Annotated in this window: 18 protein-coding genes; 7 read left to right on the forward strand and 11 right to left on the reverse strand. The window is 53.8% G+C overall.

Features of this window, described 5'->3' with window-relative positions; all coding sequences use genetic code 11:
- Positions 1 to 2: 2 nt before the first annotated feature.
- Genes PHC90_01460 through PHC90_01470 form a run of 3 tightly spaced genes read right to left on the reverse strand, consistent with a single transcriptional unit; the run spans position 3 to position 3,267 of the window.
- The gene (locus tag PHC90_01460; protein ID MDD3845007.1) at positions 3 to 812 is read right to left on the reverse strand and encodes an energy transducer TonB; all 810 of its coding nucleotides are present in this window, start codon (positions 810 to 812) and stop codon (positions 3 to 5) included.
- Positions 809 to 1,246, reverse strand: a complete 438-nt coding sequence (locus tag PHC90_01465; GenBank protein ID MDD3845008.1) for a DUF4213 domain-containing proteins — start codon at positions 1,244 to 1,246, stop codon at positions 809 to 811. The genes PHC90_01460 and PHC90_01465 overlap by 4 nt, the downstream gene beginning before the upstream one ends.
- A gap of 8 nt (positions 1,247 to 1,254) precedes the next feature.
- The gene (locus PHC90_01470) at positions 1,255 to 3,267 is read right to left on the reverse strand and encodes a TonB-dependent receptor (GenBank protein MDD3845009.1); all 2,013 of its coding nucleotides are present in this window, start codon (positions 3,265 to 3,267) and stop codon (positions 1,255 to 1,257) included.
- A gap of 287 nt (positions 3,268 to 3,554) precedes the next feature.
- Between PHC90_01470 and PHC90_01475 the strand changes: the two genes are divergently transcribed.
- Entirely contained in the window at positions 3,555 to 3,881 is a 327-nt protein-coding gene (locus PHC90_01475; protein MDD3845010.1) for a LysR family transcriptional regulator, read from the forward strand.
- A 202-nt stretch (positions 3,882 to 4,083) separates the two neighbouring features.
- Here the strand turns inward: PHC90_01475 and PHC90_01480 are convergent, their stop codons facing one another.
- Entirely contained in the window at positions 4,084 to 4,902 is an 819-nt protein-coding gene (locus PHC90_01480) for an EF-hand domain-containing protein (protein ID MDD3845011.1), read from the reverse strand.
- Positions 4,903 to 5,090: 188 nt separating this feature from the next.
- Between PHC90_01480 and PHC90_01485 the strand changes: the two genes are divergently transcribed.
- On the forward strand, positions 5,091 to 6,341 hold the full coding sequence (locus PHC90_01485) for a coproporphyrinogen III oxidase family protein (GenBank protein MDD3845012.1): 1,251 nt from the start codon (positions 5,091 to 5,093) through the stop codon (positions 6,339 to 6,341).
- Between the two features lie 16 nt (positions 6,342 to 6,357).
- Here the strand turns inward: PHC90_01485 and PHC90_01490 are convergent, their stop codons facing one another.
- From PHC90_01490 to PHC90_01505, 4 genes are all read right to left on the reverse strand, one after another.
- The gene (locus PHC90_01490; protein ID MDD3845013.1) at positions 6,358 to 7,077 is read right to left on the reverse strand and encodes a L,D-transpeptidase family protein; all 720 of its coding nucleotides are present in this window, start codon (positions 7,075 to 7,077) and stop codon (positions 6,358 to 6,360) included.
- 84 nt (positions 7,078 to 7,161) lie between these two features.
- A complete protein-coding gene (locus PHC90_01495) occupies positions 7,162 to 7,419 on the reverse strand; it encodes a hypothetical protein (GenBank protein MDD3845014.1) in 258 nt (85 codons plus the stop codon).
- Positions 7,420 to 7,454: 35 nt separating this feature from the next.
- Positions 7,455 to 9,035: a sodium:solute symporter family protein gene (locus tag PHC90_01500; protein MDD3845015.1), complete on the reverse strand. Its 1,581-nt coding sequence runs from the start codon at positions 9,033 to 9,035 to the stop codon at positions 7,455 to 7,457.
- 6 nt (positions 9,036 to 9,041) lie between these two features.
- Positions 9,042 to 9,242, reverse strand: a complete 201-nt coding sequence (locus PHC90_01505; protein ID MDD3845016.1) for a hypothetical protein — start codon at positions 9,240 to 9,242, stop codon at positions 9,042 to 9,044.
- A gap of 204 nt (positions 9,243 to 9,446) precedes the next feature.
- On the opposite strand from PHC90_01505, the gene PHC90_01510 reads away from it, so the two are divergent.
- Together PHC90_01510 and PHC90_01515 are read left to right on the forward strand one after the other, a co-directional pair.
- Positions 9,447 to 9,812, forward strand: coding sequence for a pentapeptide repeat-containing protein (locus tag PHC90_01510; GenBank protein MDD3845017.1), 366 nt, complete (start codon positions 9,447 to 9,449; stop codon positions 9,810 to 9,812).
- An 84-nt stretch (positions 9,813 to 9,896) separates the two neighbouring features.
- Positions 9,897 to 10,325, forward strand: coding sequence for a tetratricopeptide repeat protein (locus PHC90_01515; GenBank protein MDD3845018.1), 429 nt, complete (start codon positions 9,897 to 9,899; stop codon positions 10,323 to 10,325).
- A gap of 185 nt (positions 10,326 to 10,510) precedes the next feature.
- Here the strand turns inward: PHC90_01515 and PHC90_01520 are convergent, their stop codons facing one another.
- The 3 genes from PHC90_01520 to gltX form a co-directional block, all read right to left on the reverse strand.
- Positions 10,511 to 12,082 carry a hypothetical protein gene (locus PHC90_01520; GenBank protein MDD3845019.1) on the reverse strand — a complete coding sequence of 524 codons (1,572 nt, stop codon included), beginning with the start codon at positions 12,080 to 12,082 and terminating at the stop codon, positions 10,511 to 10,513.
- Positions 12,083 to 12,564: 482 nt separating this feature from the next.
- On the reverse strand, positions 12,565 to 15,900 hold the full coding sequence (smc, locus tag PHC90_01525) for a chromosome segregation protein SMC (protein MDD3845020.1): 3,336 nt from the start codon (positions 15,898 to 15,900) through the stop codon (positions 12,565 to 12,567).
- Complete coding sequence (gene gltX / locus PHC90_01530; GenBank protein MDD3845021.1) at positions 15,900 to 17,300, reverse strand: glutamate--tRNA ligase; 1,401 nt, start codon at positions 17,298 to 17,300, stop codon at positions 15,900 to 15,902. Before gltX ends, smc begins: the two co-directional genes overlap by 1 nt.
- A gap of 148 nt (positions 17,301 to 17,448) precedes the next feature.
- Here gltX and PHC90_01535 point away from each other — a divergent pair, with 148 nt between their 5' ends.
- From PHC90_01535 to PHC90_01545, 3 genes are all read left to right on the forward strand, one after another.
- A complete protein-coding gene (locus PHC90_01535) occupies positions 17,449 to 18,054 on the forward strand; it encodes an ankyrin repeat domain-containing protein (protein MDD3845022.1) in 606 nt (201 codons plus the stop codon).
- Positions 18,055 to 18,203: 149 nt separating this feature from the next.
- On the forward strand, positions 18,204 to 18,731 hold the full coding sequence (locus PHC90_01540; protein MDD3845023.1) for a CarD family transcriptional regulator: 528 nt from the start codon (positions 18,204 to 18,206) through the stop codon (positions 18,729 to 18,731).
- A 4-nt stretch (positions 18,732 to 18,735) separates the two neighbouring features.
- Entirely contained in the window at positions 18,736 to 19,779 is a 1,044-nt protein-coding gene (locus PHC90_01545; protein ID MDD3845024.1) for a TRAM domain-containing protein, read from the forward strand.
- The last annotated feature ends 7 nt before the right edge of the window (positions 19,780 to 19,786 follow it).

A 19,786-nucleotide genomic window follows, 5' to 3' on the forward strand; every position in this document is an offset into this window, starting at 1 on the left:
TTCTATTCCAGTTTGTAGACAATGGGTATGACAAGCTCTGCCTTAACGGGAGGCCTCGGGAAAGGCTGTGCCTCCCTGATGGTCTTCACCGTGTTGCTGTCGAGCACGTCGTAGCCGGAGCTTTTGACGACGCGCGTATTCTCCACGGTGCCGTTTTCCCTGATGATGAAGGCGACGACAACCCTTCCCCTCCACCCCATCTTCCTGGCCATGTGGGGATAGTTGATGTGTTTCATGATGAGGTCCCGGATGTAGCCGAAGTGTTCCTTCAGATATTGCATTTTCAGGTTTGAAGCCGCACCTCCCCTGCCGCTTCCGAAACTCTGCCCGTAACCGCTTCCGACGCCGGTTCCGGCACCGGGCCCGGAACCAGCCCCCCCGCCGCTTCCCCGTCCGCCTTCACCCCCGCCCGTCCGCTGCGGCAGGCCGTTCGAGATGCTCGCCGCGTCTACCCCGGCCTCCGAGCGGTCAACCTCTGCAGGAGTCTTCCGTTCCTCATCTTTTGTGTTCTTTTCAACGTTTCTCGAAAGGGCCTTCGTGGTGGACAATGATCTCTCCGGCCTCTTTTTTGCACTTTCTGGTGTCGTCGCAGGTTTTCCCTGTGGTTTTGCGTCTTCCTTCGAAAGCGCCGCCGCTCTGGCCGAGCCGCCGCGGCCTGCGCCGGGCAGTTCATCAGTAAGATAGACGAGGACGGTCTCCCGGGGTTTGTCCAGGGTGTGTCCGAAGACCACAACCGCTCCGAAGATACATATGTGGATCGCGAGGGAGATCGCGAATTCCCGGCCCATGCTGTGAAGGGACGCCGTATTCATGCGAAGTTGCTCACCTCCCGGGGCTTGTGTCTCAGAAGATTCATCTTGCGTACGCAAACGCCGAAGAGTTGATAGGCACCCGCGCCTTCGGAAAGTATGTCGAGGGCGCGGTCGGGATCGGTGACGACAACGCCGCCCACGATATCCAGACAGCGAGTTTTGCAGCGGTGGTCAGGAAGGAGACGGGGGGGCGGCAAAAGAATGTCGTAGACGGCTGCACCCTTGAGCTCCCCCTGCTTCTGTCCCATTGTATTGAGGATGGAGCAACAGGAGCCATGGAGTTCGGCTGCGGGTGTGTATGAAACACCCCCGCAGCCGTTTGACAGCTTAACACCGGTGAAGTAGACACCAACGACGGTCCTCTCGATGGTGATGTTCTTCAACGTCTCCCCGTATAGGGTTTCGAGAAGAGCCGCCGTTTCCTCGATGATCATCGTAAGCCTCAGAACTTGTAAACAAGATTGGTAAAATAGCTTCTGCCTGCCTCGGGGTAACCTTCGGCAAGGGAGTAATCCCTGTCGAATACATTCGATACCCCGCCTTCGATCCTGAGACCCTTCAGGAATTCATAGGCGGCCTTGAAATTGGTGACCGCGAAGGCCCTGGCGACCTCGATGCCGTCGGAAGAGCTGTATCGCTGGGAATTGTATTCGATGTCCGCGATGAGGGAAAGACCCGTAAGCGGCGTGTATTTCGCGTAGGCCGCAAGCTTGTGTTTCGGGATATCGGTCACCCGCGTGGAGTCGGTCCGGTTGTCGGACCAGATATAGGTGTAATTGAAGCCGCCGTTCAGGTTCGTGATGATGGAGCCCGAGACATCGAGTTCGGCACCGTATCTCCTCACATCGCCGATGTTCTGGTTCTGGTTCAATGTGGTTGCTGGATTGGAGGGATTGGGGACCTTGACCTGCATGACCATGTCCGATATATCGGAATAGAAGATGGCGGTCTTCAGTGCGATTTTCTTGAAGAACGTATTCTGGTATCCCAGTTCGTAGTTGATGGCCTCCTCGGGTTTCAGGTTCGGGTTGGGCAGGGCCGTCCCCTGTTTGTAGGAGTACTTGTCCTTCATCGTGGGAAGCCTGGTTTTTTTCGCCACGCTGGCGTGGATCTTGCTCGTGTCTGTAAGATCATAGAAAAAGCCGATCTGGGGGTTGAGAGATGATTGACTGTCCTTTTGGAAATCGGAGAAAGTGTTGGTCTTCGAATCGTAAGCTTCCGCATTGATAGTCTTTATGCTGTCGTAGCTGGCGCCGAAGATGGTGTAGAATTTGTCGACTATCTGCAGCGTGTCCTCAAGCCCGACGGACCATATTTCGTCTTTGAAATTTTGGTAGGGGTTCGGCTGGTTGTGTTCCTTGTGGCGGTCTTCCTTGTAGTGGAAGGCCGCTTTGATGTTGTTCCTGGGAACAAGGGTCGTCCCGGCCTCAATGGAGCCGCCGGTGGTTTTGTCGCTATAATCGCTCATCCAGGAGGATTTCTTATCCATTGTCGAATAGGTATCGTTGTCATAACTGTATAGTGAGTTCTGATACTGATCGTAGTAGAACCTTACCTTGAAATAGGAGTCTTGCCCGACAGGTGTCTTTGATGTGAAGTAGACGCTCTCCTTGTCCCAGTAGGGCCACTGCCAGTAACGGATGGCAACGGACGGGTCCGTACCGGCATATACCGGGTTGCCTTTCACGCCGTGCTGGTTTGTGTAACTGATGGCGTACTCATGGCCGTCGAAGGGGGTGAACCCCAATTTCAGGTTGTACTTCCTGTCCCTATAGTAGGAATTGTCGCGGTGCCCGCCGTTTTCCGTCGGTCTTTCCGACCAATTGTCGGACATCCTCACGTAGTCGCTGCTCACATAGGACCCGCCGCCCTGGAGATACCATTTCTTCTGGTTCGTTCCGAGATTGATATAGCTCATGAAGGTGTCACCTGTGGCGTACCCGGTGCTGATACTCCCCTCGAAGGCCTTCTGCGGTCTTCTCGATATCATGTTGATGGCCCCGCCTTCGGTATTGGGGCCGTAAAGCACAGACGTGAACCCCTTGGAAACGGTGATCTGGGACATGTCGAATGTGGTGAAGCGCCCGAGGTCCGGATAGCCGTCATAGGGCACATAGATCGGAATGCCGTCAAGGAAGATGGGAACGCGTCTCATATCAAATCCACGGATGTAGACCATCTGTTCGTTTCTGCTGTTCTTTGTCAACGTTACCCCGGGGAGCAGGTTGACCGCCTGCGCCACGTTGTTCTTGTTGAAGTCGCGCATGTCTTCCTCGTAGATCCTTTCGACGGTCACATTCCTGCTCACCTCGGATCGGTCCTTTACCTCGATCTCGCCAAGGGTGAACACATCTTCCTTCGGTTTTTGGTTTTGCGCGCCGGAGGGTGTGGCCAATGCCAGGGTCAACACTGCAACGATAAGGACGAAGAGAGCGGATCGTGTTAGAGAAACCATAAACAGAGCCTCCTTGTATCTTGATGGATATAACGAACGTTATATATCATCGGATATAAGGACAAGTCAAGGCCAATTTTTCGTAATGGTTCGACATTGTGTCCATGCTGGAGGACGCGTGGTATATCCTACCGGAATAACAGGATATTGAGGACCTTCAGAATTGTTGTCGATGATGAACACCGGGGCCGGGTTTGGCGGGAGGTGCCTGGGTCAATATTGTAACTTGACAGGATTACAGGATGTTTTCTATAATTGCCTTGATGGAAGAACAAGGGGGCCTGTATATGAAAGTTGGTTACAAGGTATGGATAGATAATGACGGCAAGGCGTTCGGTGAGGGTCCTTACCAGGTGCTCAAACGGATAGAGGAAACGGGTTCCCTGCACAAGGCGGCAATGGATCTCAATATGTCTTACCGCAAGGCCTGGCTGATGCTCCAGGCAATAGAGAAACGCCTGGGCTTCGCGCTTCTGGAACGAAGGGTGGGAGGTGTGTCAGGCGGCGGTTCCAACATAACGCCGGGGGGCAAGAAGTTCCTCAAAAGTTATGAAGGGTTTCGCGAGGACGTTAAGACTGTTCTGGAAAAGACCTTCAGGAAACATTTCAAGTAAGAAACGTTTCACGTTCCAATGCGCATGGAACATGGGGCGTGGGAACGTTTGTTGAACGACAATGCGCTGTTCTCGTCATGTGGATTTGAGTCGTGTATCGAGAAAAGAAGGGAGCAGGGTAATGTGGCCGGTCTGGTGGACCGGAACCGGGATGACAGGAAAAAGACCAGTCTGTTCTTTGTTTGAAACCTGAAACTGTTTTCTACCTCTTCTTCACGCTGCCGTATTCCGCTTCGTTGAGGCCGCCGTCGCCGTTGCGGTCATATTTCTTGAAATCTTCCATGGTAAGAGAAGGCAGCACTGTGCCGAGTTCCACGGGAGATACCTTGCCGTCCTTGTTGTTGTCGACGTCGTTAAAGGCAAGCCGGTTCACCTTGTATTTGACACGAACAGGAGTTGCCCCCTTTTTAGAGGATTGATTGGCTGTTGCGCGTTTAGACCGTTTGCCTTTCCGTGATGAGGCAAGTTCGTCAGGTGCGGTCTGGTTTTGGAGGTCCGGGTGGAAGTTCTCCCCCTTGACGATGCCGATGCCGTTCTTTATGTATCCGAGGGTGATGGTGTCCCCTATCTGGATCTCTCCTATGTTTGCATACCCCCGCACGACGGGGTTCGTAAGGTCGAAGGTCAGGTTTTTGCCTGTGCTTTTCACGGATATCGTCTTCCCGACGTAATCCACGGCGGTGACGCTGCCCGTGAAGGTGCTGCGGGAGGCGGTCTTTACCCTGGTCATGGATCCGCTCGCCATCCTTACGACTGGGCTGCCGTCTATGCTCTCGTCCTTCACGGTCCGAGCGGCTGATCTCGGTGTAGGCCCCAGCTTCGCTTCTTCGTCGGGAGCAGTAACGCGCTGTGGTTGGTCGGCAACCGGCTGCTTCTGCTGCCCGCCCTCCTGTCCTGGAAGGGAGGTCGTGGGATACTCCAGGTTGCCATAATTGGGAGAGAAAAAGGCGTCAAGAGAGCAGCCGACAATGGTGCTTGAAAGGAAAATAGTGAGCATTGGGAGAAAGAAGATTCTTTTCATGAATATGCCCATGTTTTAACGACCTTTGTCGGGCATGTCAAGTTATTTCCGGGGTCGGGGAATATGTGCTTGATTTTTCGCCACCGTGACCTTTAAACTAAATCACTCACGGGGCAGGGAACAGGATACAGGGGACAGGTTGAGAGGTTTCTGGCACCTTATGCGTACCCTTTACCCCTGAATTTACGATGCTGATCGAAAAACTCATATGCAACGTGGCCCGGAGAAAGAATGCGGATTACCTGCGTTTCTCGCCCGGCGAATCCTACGAAGTCCCGCGGCCCTCCGATGCCATCCCGAGGCTTCTGTACCTCCATGTGCCCTTTTGCGAGGAACTCTGCCCTTACTGCTCTTTCAATCGCGTGGTCTTCAGGGAGGAGATAGCCCGGTCCTATTTCAGGGCCCTTCGCACAGAGATCGGGATGTACGGCGATCTTGGTTATGACTTCAGCGCCGTTTACGTCGGCGGCGGAACACCCACGGTCCTTATCGACGAACTCTCGGAGACGCTGAAGCTGACGAGAGATATCTTCCGCATCCGCGAGGTCTCCGTCGAAACGAACCCCAACCATCTGACGGAAAACAACCTGACATTGCTCAGGGATATGGGCGTCAACCGCCTCTCCGTCGGCGTCCAGACCTTCGACGACGGCATCCTCAAGGCCGTGGAACGCTATCACAAGTACGGCAGCGGGGAAGAGATAACGCAGAGGCTCAGGGAGACCATGGGCCTCTTCGACACCCTCAACGTGGACATGATATTCAATTATCCCACCCAGACAATGGGGATGCTCGAGCACGATCTAGAGGTCCTCGTGGACCTCGCCGTGGACCAGGTGACGTTCTATCCCCTGATGGTTTCGACCTCCACGGAAAAGCTCATAGGCAGGAAACTGGGCCGCGTCGACTACAACCGCGGCCAGAACCTCTACGTGAAGATCACAGAAATGCTCCACGACGACTACCGCCCCAGCACGGCCTGGTGTTTTTCCCGCGGCGACGTCATGATCGACGAATACGTCGTCAATTACGATGAATACGCTGGCCTGGGAAGCGGTTCCATCGGCTACCTCGGCGGCAGTGTCTACTCAAATACCTTCGATATCTCCGCCTACATAGAGCGCCTCGCCAAAGGAGAACTGCCCATAGCCGCCCGAAAGGACTGCGGCACGAGGGAACGTCTCCTTTACGATTTCCTGATGAAGCTTTTCGGCATTACCCTCGACCTCAAGGAACTGTCGAAAAAACACGGTGTCAACGCCAGTCTCTATCTCCTCCCCGAGATAACATTCTTCCGCCTTGCAGGCGCCCTCACCAGGAAAGGCGACACCCTGTCCCTGACCGCCAAAGGCCAGTATTACTGGGTCATCATGATGCGGGAGTTTTTCATAGCGGTGAATAACTTCCGGGACTATTGCAGGGCGCTCATAACACGATAGCAAAAGATCTGAAGGTTCATTTTTCAAGAACGATCAACGGTTGTTTTGCCGGATCCAGCCAGCGGATCAATCTCAGAACGGTCTCCTCCGACAGGGCTACGCAGCCCGCGGTCGCGGTCTTGTCGTCCTTCCAGATGTGGATGAAAATGGCGCTGCCCCGGCCGGGGACGACGGGATTGGTGTTGTATTCGATAATGATGCCGTATTTGTACCGGTCATCGGGAAGAACCATGTTTTCGGAGGAGCGGGCAGTTGTTTCACCGCGTTTCTTCAGGCGGTTGTAGTCGGGGGAATCGGGGTCGTCGACCCATATGTCCTGAGCCGTCATCTGACGATAGGGCATAGAGGATACAACGGTTGGGGGATAGCCGAAGACGAGACCGAGAGGGTATGTTCCCGTTGGGGTCCTGCCGTCGCCTTCACGTTTGCCGCCTGGCTGCGCAAAGCCGTTTCGCCCCGTCACGGCGCGGACGGGACCGAAAATAGTGGTCCAGAGACCGCCTTTCTTTTCGAATGCATATACGGTGGAGATGTGAGGCGATGGGTCATCTTTCTTCACAACAATGAACTGTGAAGAGGCGGGCCATTGTTCTTCGACAGATCCTTTCGTCGACTCCGCGAGTCCCGTCGCTGCCATGATCACCTTTTTCGATTCCCCGGCACAACAGGTGTTCGCCTGAAGAATCAAGAGGACAAGGACAGCAAGAAGAAGAATGCCCGGCGCAGCATGTATCACATCATGATCCCCCATCCCGGATAGGCGCGCCATTGTTTTCCTGTTCCTTATCCCCTATTGCCCATCACCCGTTACCTGCCTTTCTCACATTTCAAATTCCATCTTTTGGACCTGCAGACCCTTGACCGCTTTCAGCCTTGACACCATTTCGGCAACGGCCTCGTCTCCGCCATAAACCTCGAGGAGGATAAGGCCGCCAGGGGCGCAAAGGTTTTCGTTGACCTCATGGAGGCCGAGGCGGGTCTTGATGTAACAGCCGCATGCCGTCAGGATATTCTGGAACTCGGCGGCACTTTCGACCCTGTTGCTGAGGTAAATGCCCAGAACGTAACGTTTTGACATGATGGTCTCCTCCTTAATTCTATCGAAGGCCCTTGCTATATGTGAACAAAAGCCTTCTTTACCGTTTCCTCCCGGACGGGGTGTGTTGTCAGCGATACGACGACGAAGACGATCAGGGCTATCGGCAGGGCGATGATCTGCGGGTCTATCATGTTCCAGGGGTGGCTGGCGAGGGTGTCGGTATTAAAGAACCTCCTGCACAGACCGAAAGCCTTTGCCTCCTGCTCGTGGAAAAGGAGCATCCAGATGAGGGATATGAAAAACCCGGTAAGTATGCTGGCCTTGGCGGCGGGTTTTGTTCCCCGCCTCCAATAGAGGCCGAAAAGATATACAGGGATAAAGGTGGCGCCGCAGAGGCTGAAAAAGAACGCTGTTGCGACGGCAACGATGCTCTCGGGCAGAACAAGGCCGATGATGAGGGTGGCGAAGATGCTGAAGACGATACCCACTCTGGTCACGATCGTTGTTTCCGCCACCGATCTTCCTTTCAGGAGGACCTGCTCGAAGATGTCGCGGGAGAGCGATGTACCCAGAGCATGGAACTGACTGCTTCCGGCGCTCATGGCAGCGGACATGAGGGCAACGAGAAAGAGTGCCACGAACCACGGGGGATAGAATTTGTCGATATAGAGGGGGATTATCTTGTCGATGTTCCCCTGTACGGCATGTATTGGCAGCTCTGTATATGTGTTATAGAAGTAGACGTTGGTGAGCGCCCCAACCGCGTAGGCTACCCCTGTGGTACAGAGGATGAATATTGCCGTAAAGGGGACGGAGCGGTTGATCTCCCTGTCGGATTTAAGCGTCATAAAGCGGACATTAAGCTGGGGCTGGCCTATGACGCCTATGCCTACCCCCATGACCATCGTTGTTATCACATACCACCAGATCGAAGAGAAGCCCTCGGGCATAGAGGTAAAACCCCTGTGCCCCGCTTCCTTGAGAAAGAGGGGAACATAGGGGGTGATGGCGTCCAGAGACCGGTGGGCCTGGGATATCCCGCCCAGGGAATAGTAGCTGGTGATGCCGATGGCGACCATGGAGACGACCATGATGATTCCCTGGAAGGCGCTGGTGTAAAGTACGCCCTTAAGGCCTCCCCAGATAACAAAGCACGCCGTGATGAGCAGGAAAGCGAGGAACGCCGTTGAAAAAGGAATGTTGAGATAGATCTCGATGAACCGGGAGATCCCTATCAACACAGCGGCAGTGTAGACGGGCATGAAGATAAGGATGATGAGGCCCGAAAAACCCTGGATGAACCTCGAGTCATAGCGCCTTCCCAGAAGTTCGGGAAAGGTGTGGGCGTCCAGGGCCTTGCCCATCTTGCGCGTCCTCTTACCGAATATCACGAAGGCGATCCAGACGCCTACCATGATATTGAGGAATGAAAGCCAGGTAAGGCCAAAACCGTAAAGAGCGCTCATGCCGCCGAAACCGATGATGGCCGACGTGCTGATGTACGTGGCGCCGTAGCTCAGGCCCATTGTGACGGGATGGACCTGCCGTCCGGCAAGAAGATAATCGGAAACTGTGACGGTCCTGCGATATCCAAGATAACTGAAGTACACCGTGATGGCGAGATAGATAAGCGTGAAGGTTATGAGGTAGAACATAAGACCTTAAGGGAGTTTCTCGATAAGTTCGATCTCTTCCCGTTCCCACTGGATCTCTTCGCGGTAGTCCCCTTCTTTTTCAATGCCGCCCTTGTTCCAGTTGCGTATACCGTAGAGAATACAGAAGAGGGCGGAGAGAACCGTCAGGGTGAAACCGGCGAAGACCCACGAATCTGAAAAACCCAGCAGCATGCTATTGATTAGCACGTCAGTTTTTTGACTGTCAAGCAATAATGTCCGGAAGGGGGTTGACATATGATGAAAGAAGGGTAAAATAGACTAAGTAATAAATGGTCGTGTAACTCGGGTTCAAAGACGGGATGACCGTTTTTGAAGGGTTATGAAGGATGGTCGGGCCGCCATCTCGCATGCGAGGTGGCGGCCTTTTATATTCTCACAAAGGAGGGTTCTATGAGGAAGACAATGATGTTGTTGATGGTTTTACTCGCGGGATCATTTCTGTGTGTGCCCTGGGGCGCTCTGGCCTTCAATCCTCAGGACGTTCAAAAGCTCAATGCCACAAACAATTGCGGCAAATGTGACCTGTCCCAGACGAATCTTGCAGGCATTGATCTCTACGGGGCAGATCTGAACGGGGCGAACCTGAGCGGGGCTAACCTCAAGGGAACGCTATTCAATGATGCGGACCTCAGGGGAGCGAACCTGAAGGGGGCTTCGATGGACAAGGAGACGAACTTCTCCGGTGCAAAGCTCTCCGATACGATCTGGCCGGACGGCAGGAAGTGCAAATCAGGTTCCATGGGCAAATGCAAATAGATCAGGGGCCAATATACCCATAGACATTGACGGACCACCGGGTTAGACTAATGGGGTTTCACATAATCATAAAAGCGAGGCCCCATGAGACATATTGCGACAGCAGTTCTTTTGTCAATCGTCATTATTCTGGCCGGTTGCTCCGGCAGCGGCGATAACGAACCGACCGCTAAGGATTATTACAAGAAGGCCTATCAATTTATCGATGCGGGCTATCCGGGAGAAGCCATCGATCTCCTCAATATCGCCATCAAAAAAGACCCCAACTATTTCGATGCCTATTACAACCGCGGTGTTGTTCATTATCTCATGAAGAACTACAGGGCGGCGATAGACGACCTGTCAAAGGCCATATCGATCGATCCCAATAGTTCAGAGGCCTACGCAAGCCGGGGAGAGGTGTACGAGATCATGAATGACGGCGAGAAGGCTTTTAACGATTACAAAAGGGCCGCTCGGATGGGGAACAAAGGCGCACAGGATTATCTCAGGTCGAAGAACGCTTCCTGGTAGTCCTATTTCTTTTTGAACTTGCTGTAGATGTAATACGCCAGGATTCCCACCCCTGCCGCAAGCCACGCAACGGTGTATGTTTCCATGTGTGTTCCCCCCGTAGTATCGTCAGATATGTCGCGGTTCCGTAAGGTAATAAAAAGAGGGGCTTAAAAAAGCCCCTCTTTTTCTCGAGTCTTGCAATATCAGTTCTTTGCCGGGAAGAGTCTGTCGAGCAGTTCCTTCGAAGGCGCTTTCGTAACGGCGCTGACGACAAAATAGAGTACGCCGCAGCCGATGACGAGCCACCACTCGAATGTTCCCAGACCGATCTCTTTCTTGAAGAGAACCTTGTAGCCGCCAAAAATGCTCATGCCCGTGCCATAGAGAACGGTGACGAGTGCGCCCCACTTCGTGGCGCCTTTCCAGTAGTAGGAGACAGCGGTGACGAAAACGAAAATGGCGCCGAGACCCATCGCTGCGAGGCCCATGAAGATGGACAGAAGCGGCGGGGGATTGACCAGCGTCCAGTAGAAGGGCAGGAAGAGGAAGAGGGCGATGAAGAAATATCCGAGATAGAGCATCGATTTGTCGGATACCTGAGGCCACCAGAGCTTAACGACGTCCCTTGTGATATTGGCGCTCATGATGAAGACCATACCGGCGAGGGTGGAAAGAGCGGCCGCGAAAAGGCCCATGACATAGAGGGTCATCAGGGGAACGCCGCCGACAGCAAAGGCGAGTTCAGGCGCGGCAAGGTCGGCTGCCCAGGGTTTCACTTTCAGAAGGTTTGTCCCGTAGATCATCCTGGCAACAAGACCGTTGCTCGAGCAATCAAGCATGATGGGAATACCGGCAATGAGGAATACCACGGTGATCAGCGTCCAGTAGCCCCTCTTGCTTAGCGTGCCCATACCGAGGAACCGGCTTACGTTGTGGGGGAAGCCGATGGCCATGGTGAAGAATATCACCGGGGTGGCAAGAATACCGACCAGGCTCGAGAAGAGCTGGGTCGGTCCCACCTTTGGCAGTTCAGGCCTGATGAGCTTGATGAGCGCGGGGCCCACCTTTGGTTCCATGTAGAGCTTTGCCGATATTTCATAAAAACCTCCGGCCCAGATGATGGCCCATATACCGAGAAGCGCCCCGACAAAGCCGAGGAAGGCCCCCTGGAAGGCCATGGACCACTGGGTTCCCACGTAGCCGCCAAGGACCATGTAAAGCCAGGCGATAAATATGGAGAGAAGCAGGCACCATACTTCGGGCAGGCCCGTTGTGGCATACCACACACCGCCTGCCGCCTTGAGCTGGCCAACGGAATACATAAAGAGGAAATAGAGCATACAGACTGCGACAACGGTCTGGAGCATCTTGCTCTCAAACCGGCGTCCGATTGTCTCGGGCAACGTGGCCGCGCCGAGTTTTTTCGAGAAATCGGCTGTTTTCACCGCTGCAAGCCAGCAGCAGGGGATAAGGCCGAGCAAACTCCAGATCCCGGCAAACCACATGCCGGAAAAACCAACGGCGTATACGACGCCGGTGCTGCCGGCAAAGGCCCAACCTGAGAGGTAGGAAGCCGCCAGCGCACAGCCGGTGACGACAGGGCCGATGTCCCGTTTCCCGACGAGGTATTCGTCGAAGGACCCCTTCGTAATCCTTTTCTTGCTCATAACCCCGAGAATGATCGAGATAACGAGCAGGATCGCGACACCGATGCTGCCAAATATTGCCATCTCGGTTGATGGTTTTTGAAATTCAAGGTAGGTTATCGGGTTCATTCCTTCCACCCCCTTGTTATAAGCCAGGTGCCAATAAACGTCATGAGAAAGAGTCCGATGATCAAGACCCACCATACGTACCATGGATGCATTAAGACCGATGCATCAGGAAGCGTAACAGGCGGTAAAACTGCTGCTGTTGGCTGCATAATAACCCCCTTTGCGTTTTTAAAAACACATATCCCTTAATGAAGGTAAATCCCACCTCCTTTCGGCAAATTTTTTTTAAAAGAGGACACGTTAAAAATAGAAACCGTTGTTGTTGCACCAACGGTAAAGATATAGTGGTGAACTTGATGTTCCAAACGCCCCCTTCCCCTTTATAATAATAAATCATAGTGTTCTAAGGAAAAAAGTCAAGAAAAAAATCCTCGCCCTGAGCCGCGCAGAATAAGACCAGCAAAGGAACTATGCTACATATCAACGGGATGTGGCAACATTGTACCAAAAAGCATTTGCGCCACCGCCGACCGCGGGATGCCCTAGAGCCTTACTGATACGGTTTTTGAGATGCCCTGTTCCTCCATGGTTATGCCGTATATCATGTCGGAATATTCCATGGTTATCCTGTTGTGGGTGATGAAGATGATCTGTGATTTGAGACTCATGCCCCGTATAATGTCGAGGAGGCCCGCGAGGTTCGCGTCGTCGAGGGGAGCGTCTATCTCGTCCATGAGGGCGAAGGGGCTTGGCTTTGTGTCCATCAGTGCCAGAAGGAACGCAAGCGATATGAGGGCCTTTTCACCGCCGGACAGAAGCTCCATCCTGGTGACCTTTTTCCCGGGAGGCTGGACGAAGAGATCGACGCCGGCCTGTTCCGCGTTGATCGCCAGGTATCCCTTGCCGCCCTTGAAAAGAAGATCGGTGAACCGGATGAAGGCGGTGTTGACCTTGTCGAAGGTTTCCGTGAAAAGTTCCCTGGTGAACTGGTCGATCTTCGTTATCGTCTTTTTGAGGGATTCCATCGCGGCGATGAGGTCTTCCTTCTGTTTGTCCAGGAAAGATATCCGCTCCCTCAATTCAAGATATTCCTTTTCGGCCCTGAAATTGATCTCCCCCATCCCGGCGATCCTTTCGGTGAGCGATTCCCGTTCTTCCTCAATATTTGCAGGCAGCTGTACCGATATCTCGTCCGGTTCTCCGATATTGTATGTATCTCTCAGGTGTTCGATTATGGTCAGGCGTTTTTCCTCGAGAACGGCCAGATCTTTTTCGGCATTCTCTTTTCTGGCGCGGACCCTTTCCATCTCCTTCGCGGCGGCATCGATGGATTCCTGGAGCGTCTGTTTCTGAGCGTGGAGAGTGCCGAGCATTGTCTTGAGCTCTTCGTATCTCGCGACATGTTTCTGCAGTTCCGATCGAAGCTCGTCGTAGGAGCGTTCAAGGTATTTCGTCTTCTGGGTGCGGCCCTCGATATCGTGCTCTATCGCGGCGAACCTTTCCTTGAGCCCCTTCGCCTGGCCCGTGAGTGACCTGATGGCGGCGCCGGAGCGTTCCCGGTTATCACTCAAGGACTTGAGCGTGTTCGTCTTTCTTTCGATCTCGATCGTAACGCCATGCCATGCGGATTGGGCCGCTTCATATTCCTTTTTCAATCCGGCCAGCGTTTCTCTCAGGCGGGTCATAGATGTTTCTACGCCGGCCTTTTCCTCTTCGTAGTGCCTCCGCTGCGCATCAAGCTCTTCCCGTGCCCCGGGGCCGGTGTCATCCGGGGATTCGGCGACGGCTTCCAGCGCGGCAAGCCTGTCGGCCGTGTTTTTCCACTGAGCGTCGGCCATGAGGAGGTCCTTTTCGAGGGCCTTCACCCTCCCCTCCTGTGCCTCACGGTCGCTGCGGGCGGAGCGGCATCTCCCATCGCAGGCCTCGAGGATGGGCCTGAGAGCCGCCAGTGCGCGGTCATGGCTTTCTGTGTCGGCCGACAACGTCTGGAGCTCTTTCTCGAGCTTCAGCTTCTCCTTGAACTGTCTCACGTCTATCTTCTTCGAACCCGTTCCACTCAGGATGATGCCCCGGGAATCGACATAGATATCGTCGTTGATGAATATGCCCTGTTCGCCGCCGGCCACCCGTGACAGGGCCTCCTCGATGCCGGTTATCCATGCGATATCGACCTCGACGTCGTCCCCCGCTTTCCTGAAGATCCCCCCGGGTGAGAAGAATATACGGTTGCCTTCCCGCTCCTGCACCGCCGAGGCCACAGATTCGATGGAGTCATTCTTCATGACCTCGTATTCGAGCTCTTCGGAAAAAAATCTTTCCAGGGCTTTGATCTTCCCCTCGTCGACCTTTATCAGGTTGACGAGGCGGTCCTCCGCGCGCGTCGCATCCCGGGAGCCCTCTATGTAACCCCCAAGCTGTTTCAGGAATTCTTCCTTGACACGCTTCTCACCTTTCGTGCTCTCGGCGAGCCCCTTGAGCCTTTCCATCTCGCGCAGCGTGCTTTCTCTCTCCGCCAGCAGGGCCGATTCCCGCACGGAAAGGGACTCCTTCTCCTGAAGCGCATCGCGAAGGGAATCGTGAAGGGCCTTGCGCTTTCCGTCCAGGGATGCGAGGAGTGTCTCAAGTTCTCTGCGCTCGGTCGCCTGACGCTCGATGCGTTTCTGCCTTTCCTGTGCCAGCCTTTCAATTTCGGCGATTCTGTTTCGTGTCTCCGTAAGGGAACTCATGGAAACGAAGAGCTTTGTCCGCGATTCCTCAAGCGTTCTTTCGTGCTCCTCGATGTTTGCCTTGAATCCCTGTGCTACCTGGCGTGTCCTGGCCTCCTTTTCCCTCTCTTCCATGAGTTCGCCCGTCAAGGTTCCGCTTTTCTCCTCAAGGGTGTTTATCTCGTTCTCATGCCGCGCCGTTTCGGCTGTGATAGAGGCTTCCTCTTCGGAAAGTCCTTTCAGGGAGGCTTGAAGACGCTTCACCTCATTGCCCAGGTATTCTATCTCGAGAAGGCGGCTCTCCATGTCCTTCTCCTTGCTTTTCAGGTCGACTTCCAGCTGGCGGATAATGCTGTCGGTGAGGGAGAACTCGCTTTCCTTCGCCTCGAACTCTTCCTTGAGCGTGGACCTGTCGGCTTCCTTTTGCAGGATCTCTTCCTCGAGGTCGACCTGCCGCTCGCGGACCTTCGTCATTCGTTTGCGAAGTTTCGCATAGCCGTCAAGAAGGAGCTGCCTGTCTATCTCGTGGAGCCTGTCGGCAAGTTCCTGATATGCCTTCCATCTTTCCCATTCCTGCTCGGCCTTGGCGAAAGAAGCGGTGACCTCCCGGTAAACGTCCTCTACGCGCTCGAGGTTCGATGTCGTTTCCTCCATGCGGTGGACGGCGTCGCGCTTTTTTTCTTCGAACCTTGTTATGCCGCTTGCTTCTTCGATAACGATGCGCCTCTCGGCGGGCTTCATGTTGATGAGGGCCTCGATGCGCCCCTGTTCGATGATGGCATAGGAATTCGTGCCGAGGCCCGTTCCCAGGAAGGCATCCTGCACGTCTTTGAGCCGGACGATCTTGCCGTTCAGGGAATACTCGTTCGTGCCGTCCCTGTATATCCGTCTCTTGACGATGAATTCCCTGTCGTCCTCGGTGAGATCGAGGGTCACCTCGGCGATGTTCACGGGTCGTTTCCCGTTGCTGCCGTGGAAGATGACATCTCCCATGTCCTTGACCCTGAGGCTTTTCGTGCCTCTTTCACCGAGTACCCATACGATGGCGTCGACTATGTTGCTCTTGCCGCAGCCGTTGGGGCCGACTATGGACGTGATGCCTTCACCGAACTGGAAGACGGTGCGGTTGAGGAATGATTTGAAACCGAAAATTTCGAGTCTGGCCAGTTTCATTAAATCGATTCAATAGCTCGCGATATTCTCTTCTCGACGGTCCCTTTTCCCAGAATAGCGATGACCTCGAATATCCCGGGGCTTACGGTCCTGCCGCAAAGGGCGACTCTGACAGGCTGGATGATTCCGACGGGCTTGGCATTGTATTTCTTTGTCAATCCCTCGATGAGCGCCTTGAGAGCCCCCTCTTCGTCCATGGAGGCGAGACCCTTGAGGCCTTCGACAAAATCGACAAGAATAGGTTTAGTTGCGACGGTGAGGAATTTTGCACGGGCGGCCTCGTCGAAGCAGGGATCGTCGAGGAAGAAGTATTCCGCCATCTGCGCCATTTCCTTCAGGGTCCTTGCGCGCTCGCGAAGGCTGACCACGATCCGGACAAGCCGGTCGTCGCAGGAGGCCTTTATCCCCGCGCTTTCGAGAAACGGCACGAGTCTTAGAGCAATGTCCTCCGCGGGAAGGGTCTTCAGGTAATGGCAGTTGAGCCACGTGAGTTTGTCCATGTCGAAGACGGACGGCGATCTTCCCACGTTGGGAAGATCGAATTTCTCGATCAGTTCCTGTTGCGTGAATATCTCCTGGTCGCCGTATGCCCAACCGAGCCGTGCCAGGTAATTCATAAGCGCCTCGGGTAAAAAGCCGTCGTTGCGATATTCGAGGAGCGACGTGGCGCCGTGTCTCTTGCTCAGGCGCGTCTTGTCTTTTCCGTGGATGAGGGGCGCATGGGCGAACTGGGGGACGGGATATTTCAGCGCCTCGTAGATGAGGATCTGCCGCGGTGTGTTGTTGATGTGGTCGTCGCCGCGGACGATGTGGGTGACGCCCATGAGGGCGTCATCAACGACGACGGTAAAGTTGTATGTTGGTGTCCTGTCGGTGCGAAAGATTATGAGGTCGTCGAGCTCCTCGCATTTAAAGGTGATGGTGCCGCGAATGAGGTCGGTGAAGCTGACCTCCCCGGTCAGGGGACTGCGGAAGCGGACGACAAAGGGTTTGCCTTCATGCGAGGTGTCATCGGCGGGAAGGTCCCGGCAGGTCCCGTCATAATGGGGTTTGCCTCCCTCCTTCAACGCCTTTTTCCTCTTTTCCTCGAGCATCTCGGCAGTGCAATAACATTTGTACGCATGTCCCGTGTCAAGGAGCCTGAACGCATGTTCCCGGTAGATGTCCATCCGGTCCATCTGGTAGTAAGGGCCTTCGTCCCAGTGAATGCCGAGCCATGAAAGGCCGCCGAGGATGTCCTTCACGTATTCATCTTTCGAGCGCTCGACGTCCGTGTCCTCTATCCTCAGAACAAAGACGCCCCCGTGATGTTTCGCGTAGAGATAATTGAAAAGGGCGGTCCTGGCGCCGCCTATGTGGAGGTTCCCCGTTGGACTCGGCGCGAACCTTGACTTGACCATTATGATGTCCTCCAGATAAAGATTGTAGTGATTATAAAGGAAAAGTCCGCCGGCATCAATCCATTTTTCAAAAGGCGTCTGCGCATATCTCCCCCCGAACCCCCGAAAAAAATCACCATTTGTTCTGCGGTGGTATATAATTATCCAAGTGGAAAGTATATTTTCAAGTGAATTGATCACGGCAAGTGAAAACGGTGACCTGGAGAGCGTCGTCCAGTTCATCAGCAAGGGTGCTGACGTCGACAGTGTAGACCATAACGGAAATACTCCCCTCATGTATGCAGCGATGCACGGGTTCACGGACACGGCACGTTTCCTGGTAGATAATGGTGCGGATGTCAATGCGAGGAATGCAATGGGTGTCACCCCCCTTATCTATGCCTGCAGGAACAACCAGGTCGGCGTGCTGAGGTTTCTCGTCTCCCGGGCCGCCGATGTCAATGTTCTCGACAAAGATGGCGGCACGGCCCTTACCTTCGCAAGCAAGAGCGGCCACCTGGAGATCGTCAGGCTCCTCGTTGAGCACGGCGCGGACCTCAATGCCCGCGACCGTGAAGGTGATACGCCTCTCATGTGCGCCATCAACAACAAGTTTGCCGGCATAATCAACTTCCTCATCAGTCGGGGAGGCGATCTGACCGCTATGAACACACACGACAAGACCGCTCTCGATCTCGCCAGCGAAAAAGGGCTCCCGAGGGTCGTCAACGACATAAAGTTCAAACTCCTGGAAAGGCAAAAACAGGTATCCTGAACCCCCCGGGTTTTTCCCCGATAAGCAGGGGTCAAGCCTTGAATTCTTTACGGATTATCGCATAATAACAATTACTTATTTAATTTTTCTCAACATTATGCTACAATATGGCAACCTAGCCGAAAAACGCTGAAAATATCGGAGGCGTAATGTTTGATGTAGGAGAAGTTGCAGTATATCCAGGGCATGGTGTCGGTCGGATCGAGTCCATCGAAGAAAAAGAATTCTCAGGTACCAAACAATCATTTTACATAATCCGTATCCTTGATACGGACATGACCATCATGATACCCATAGATGGTGCAAAAAATGCCGGCTTGAGAAACGTTATCGATGTTTGCGATGTATGCAAGGTCTACGACATCCTTAAGGACAAGAACATCGTTCACGATAACTCACCCTGGAACAGGCGCTACAAGGAATACATGGAAAGGATCAAGAGCGGCTCCATTTATGAAGTGGCGACCGTCCTGAAAGAGCTCTACAATCTGCGATACTGGAAAGAGCTGTCCTTCGGCGAAAAAAAGATGTTCGAAATGGCGCGGAATCTCATTACCAAGGAGCTTTCCATGTCGTTGGGCACCGAGGAACCGATAGTGGAACAGGAGATCGAGGAGATCTTCCTCGCCAACAACGGTAATCAAAAGGGAAGTACCGCTAATCACCATAAGGGCTGATTACTTGGATATATTTATTCAGATAATCCTGCTTACCGTTACAACCCTTACCGGATATTTCATACTCAAAGAGCTTCTTTCCAGCGGCGTCTGGGGCCTTGTCGGGGCGACATGCGGCCTGATCCTGGGCTATGCTATTCTGAAGATCGAACTGAAGCTTCGGGACATATCTCTGAAGATCATAATTGGAAGCCTCACCGGGGTCGTGGTGAGCCTTTTCGTAGCCAACCTTTTCGTATCCCGCCTCCTCCTCGCTTTCATCAAGGACATCCCCATCACGCTTCCCATTTACGTTCTTTTCTACTTTGTCATGGGCTACCTCGGCTTTGTTCTCGGGAAGGAAAAGAGCAAGACGCTCGACCTTTCCAAGGTACCCCTCTTCGACCGTCTGGAGGAGGACAAGGACGTCAAGCTCCTCGATACCAGCACGATCATAGACGGGCGGATAGCGGACATATGCGAGACGGGTTTCATACAGGGGACCTTTGTCATCCCCCAGTTCGTCCTCTACGAGATACAGCACGTCGCCGACCATCAGGACCCGGTGAAAAGGACCCGCGGCCGCAGGGGCCTTGATGTCCTTCACAGATTACAGAAGCAGACCTTCCTGAACGTCAGGATCGTGGACTACGATTTCCCCAAGTTGAAGGATGTGGACACGAAACTCATCGCGCTGGCGAAAAGACTGGGAGGGAAGATCGTAACCAACGATTATAACCTCAACAAGGTCGCGGAGCTGCAAGGTATCGAGGTCCTCAACGTGAACCAGCTTGCCATGTCTCTTCGGCCTGCAATGCTTCCCGGCGAACAGATAAACATAAAGGTGCTTCGGGAAGGCAAGGAACACGGCCAGGGGATCGGATACCTCGACGACGGGACCATGGTGGTTGTCGACGATGCCAGGAAATATCTCGGCAAGGCTGTCGATGTCGTGGTGACAAGTGTCCTGCAGACTACCTCGGGGCGCATGATCTTCTCGAGGCTCAAGGAACAGGCCGGGAAGGAGTACATCTTCCCCGACGAATATCAATTAGAAGAACAGGCGTGATAATAAC

The sequence above is a fragment of the Syntrophorhabdaceae bacterium genome, assembly GCA_028698615.1.
GTDB lineage: Bacteria > Desulfobacterota > Syntrophorhabdia > Syntrophorhabdales > Syntrophorhabdaceae > Delta-02.

Coding starts and splice junctions, on each gene's coding strand:
- PHC90_01460 (MDD3845007.1), bottom strand. CDS start 812: ATGAATACGGCGTCCCTTCACAGCATGGGCCGGGAATTCGCGATCTCC.
- PHC90_01465 (MDD3845008.1), bottom strand. CDS start 1,246: ATGATCATCGAGGAAACGGCGGCTCTTCTCGAAACCCTATACGGGGAG.
- PHC90_01470 (MDD3845009.1), bottom strand. CDS start 3,267: ATGGTTTCTCTAACACGATCCGCTCTCTTCGTCCTTATCGTTGCAGTG.
- PHC90_01475 (MDD3845010.1), top strand. CDS start 3,555: ATGAAAGTTGGTTACAAGGTATGGATAGATAATGACGGCAAGGCGTTC.
- PHC90_01480 (MDD3845011.1), bottom strand. CDS start 4,902: ATGAAAAGAATCTTCTTTCTCCCAATGCTCACTATTTTCCTTTCAAGC.
- PHC90_01485 (MDD3845012.1), top strand. CDS start 5,091: ATGCTGATCGAAAAACTCATATGCAACGTGGCCCGGAGAAAGAATGCG.
- PHC90_01495 (MDD3845014.1), bottom strand. CDS start 7,419: ATGTCAAAACGTTACGTTCTGGGCATTTACCTCAGCAACAGGGTCGAA.
- PHC90_01500 (MDD3845015.1), bottom strand. CDS start 9,035: ATGTTCTACCTCATAACCTTCACGCTTATCTATCTCGCCATCACGGTG.
- PHC90_01510 (MDD3845017.1), top strand. CDS start 9,447: ATGAGGAAGACAATGATGTTGTTGATGGTTTTACTCGCGGGATCATTT.
- PHC90_01515 (MDD3845018.1), top strand. CDS start 9,897: ATGAGACATATTGCGACAGCAGTTCTTTTGTCAATCGTCATTATTCTG.
- PHC90_01520 (MDD3845019.1), bottom strand. CDS start 12,082: ATGAACCCGATAACCTACCTTGAATTTCAAAAACCATCAACCGAGATG.
- smc (MDD3845020.1), bottom strand. CDS start 15,900: ATGAAACTGGCCAGACTCGAAATTTTCGGTTTCAAATCATTCCTCAAC.
- gltX (MDD3845021.1), bottom strand. CDS start 17,300: ATGGTCAAGTCAAGGTTCGCGCCGAGTCCAACGGGGAACCTCCACATA.
- PHC90_01540 (MDD3845023.1), top strand. CDS start 18,204: ATGTTTGATGTAGGAGAAGTTGCAGTATATCCAGGGCATGGTGTCGGT.